Annotated in this window: 3 protein-coding genes and 4 tRNA genes; 2 read left to right on the top strand and 5 right to left on the bottom strand. The window is 48.6% G+C overall.

Going from position 1 to position 2,062, the window contains the following annotated elements:
* Positions 1-159: 159 nt before the first annotated feature.
* Together DZ54_RS0116760 and DZ54_RS24505 are read left to right on the top strand one after the other, a co-directional pair.
* Positions 160-648 carry a nucleoside recognition domain-containing protein gene (locus DZ54_RS0116760; protein ID WP_025675345.1) on the top strand — a complete coding sequence of 163 codons (489 nt, stop codon included), beginning with the start codon at positions 160-162 and terminating at the stop codon, positions 646-648.
* Positions 599-820, top strand: a complete 222-nt coding sequence (locus DZ54_RS24505) for a FeoC-like transcriptional regulator (protein WP_025675343.1) — start codon at positions 599-601, stop codon at positions 818-820. Before DZ54_RS0116760 ends, DZ54_RS24505 begins: the two co-directional genes overlap by 50 nt.
* A 49-nt stretch (positions 821-869) precedes the next feature.
* Here DZ54_RS24505 and DZ54_RS0116750 read toward each other — a convergent pair.
* The 5 genes from DZ54_RS0116750 to DZ54_RS0116730 all read right to left on the bottom strand — a co-directional run.
* A tRNA-Leu gene (locus DZ54_RS0116750) sits at positions 870-956 on the bottom strand.
* A 40-nt stretch (positions 957-996) separates the two neighbouring features.
* Positions 997-1,072, bottom strand: a tRNA-Gly gene (locus DZ54_RS0116745).
* A 127-nt stretch (positions 1,073-1,199) separates the two neighbouring features.
* Positions 1,200-1,276, bottom strand: a tRNA-Met gene (locus tag DZ54_RS0116740).
* 28 nt (positions 1,277-1,304) lie between these two features.
* Positions 1,305-1,375, bottom strand: a tRNA-Cys gene (locus DZ54_RS0116735).
* Positions 1,376-1,604: 229 nt separating this feature from the next.
* Positions 1,605-2,062 (bottom strand): TfoX/Sxy family DNA transformation protein (locus tag DZ54_RS0116730; RefSeq protein WP_025675341.1); only part of this gene is annotated, 458 nt, incomplete at its 5' end.

The following is a 2,062-nucleotide window of genomic DNA, read 5'->3' as shown; positions in this document are numbered from 1 at the left end:
CCATAGGTATCGAAGAAGATAACTTGGCCCGCCACTGTCGGCTTAGTAACCGGATTAATTCGCCAAAGGAAGCGGTTGTCGGGACCCTGAATAACCTCCTATGCCCCAACCAATGCAGAACAAGCCGAAGGTTCGATCAGTGATGCACTTGTCGAAGCGATGCAGAGTATTCCGGAAAACTTATTTGGTATTGATTATACCGATCCATTAGCGATGAATGTGGGAGACATAGAAAACACTGAAGCCGCCGCGCAAGAGCAAGCGGTCAGTATGGCGACGTTTGATAATTTACATCGCCAGTTCAGTACCACTGCCAGTGTCATGGCTTACCTTATTGTAATCTTGCTTTATACGCCCTGTGTGGCGGCCATGGGAGCTTACACCCGCGAATTTGGTCGCCGGTTTGCGCTATTTATCGCGGGATGGTCAATGCTCTTAGCGGTCAGTGGGGCCACACTTTGCTTTCAAATCAGTCAAATAGGTGTGGCGACCACTCAGGCGACTATTTATATTGTCAGCCTGACTGCCCTGCTCATTACGGTCGTCGGTATGATGCGCTATGTTGGTCGTCATCCCCATTGGTTCAAGGAGACCTATTATGATCCTGCAAAAACTCAAAGCCAGTGTCACTCGGGCGGGTGTCATTAGTCAGGAAGCACTGGCAAAAGAATATGGCATTAGTCCTGACGGTGTGGAGGCGATGATGGAGACCTGGATCAAGCGGGGCGTAATTATTCGCCAATGTGCCTGTCACGGTCAGCAAGCGGTTCAGTACCGTTTAGCGCATCATAACGAAATACAGTGCTTGAGTATGGTATAGCGAGACATACAAAAACGGCGACCATTTAGGTCGCCGTTTTGCTTTGTAATGGTGCCCCGGGCCGGACTTGAACCGGCACAGCGCGAACGCCGAGGGATTTTAAATCCCTTGTGTCTACCAATTCCACCACCAGGGCACGCAATTCTTTTCAGCCGCTTACGCCACTGTTTTTAATTTGGAGCGACATACGAGGTTCGAACTCGTGACCTCGACCTTGGCAAGGTCGCGCTCTACCAGCTGAGCTAATGTCGCCTTACATTGTGCATTTGCACTTAAAATTGGTTGCGGGAGATGGATTTAACGCGCCGTGCAACGGCACCGACCGGAGGTCGCATTGACTTATCATCAATTGTCAAATGCTTCTTCATCAACCTAAAATTGGTTGCGGGAGATGGATTCGAACCACCGACCTTCGGGTTATGAGCCCGACGAGCTACCAAACTGCTCCATCCCGCGTCCGTATTGTACCAGCCAGAGTTCTATGGAGCGCGTCCCGGAGTCGAACCGAGGTCCACGGATTTGCAATCCGCTGCATAGCCACTCTGCCAACGCGCCTTCGCGCTTCACCTCTCGGCTAAGTGGTTTGAATTCTACATAACTTTTTCTGGCTGTCACGTACAAATTGTCGTTTTCAGGTTTAACCGTCGATTATTTATCCAAACATCACATTAACACCCTTTTGTTGATCACAATTCGCCCATTAGGTAACGAAACACATCATTGAAATACGAGACTGAAACAAAAGCCGACCCAGCAGATCGGCACGCGCGCCCTAAAAAGGAAATCAAACGGCAGATAACAGGCGCTCACGTTCGTCGTCTTCAATCAGTTTCCAATGCCGACCTTGTTGTGCTCCCGCTAATTTCCAAAGCAAACTTAAATCGAGATCGTTACCGTGAGTGATTTGCAAACGGCGAAATATCTCTTCTGGCGCCATGCTGTAAAATGTAGGGATATCCTCTACCCCTGACTTTTTCAACATCCGTTCTATGGTCAACCGTAGATTAGGGAGGTCGCGCAAGCGACGATGATGTCCACTTGTTTTGTATGCTCTATCATTCAGTGCATGATCGCGTGACGCTTTAACCAACGTCGTCAATTCAATATCGTCATCAGTATAGAGGGTGGTTATGTCATAATAATTCACAACCGCCGACGAGCTTTTTTTCACGTGAACAAATTTTTTACACCCTTTTTCAACTAACGCCTCTGTCACTATGCCGCCACCACGAAGATAAAATC

The organism is Salinivibrio socompensis S35 (genome assembly GCF_000513715.1).
Lineage (GTDB): Bacteria > Pseudomonadota > Gammaproteobacteria > Enterobacterales > Vibrionaceae > Salinivibrio > Salinivibrio socompensis.
The sequence above is the reverse complement of the archived record's forward strand: the minus strand, read 5'-3'. Positions and strand labels throughout refer to the sequence as shown.

What these genes read in the sequence shown, in the direction of transcription:
- DZ54_RS0116760 (WP_025675345.1), top strand. Translation starts at nt 160, where the DNA reads ATGCAGAGTATTCCGGAAAACTTATTTGGTATTGATTATACCGATCCA.
- DZ54_RS24505 (WP_025675343.1), top strand. Translation starts at nt 599, where the DNA reads ATGATCCTGCAAAAACTCAAAGCCAGTGTCACTCGGGCGGGTGTCATT.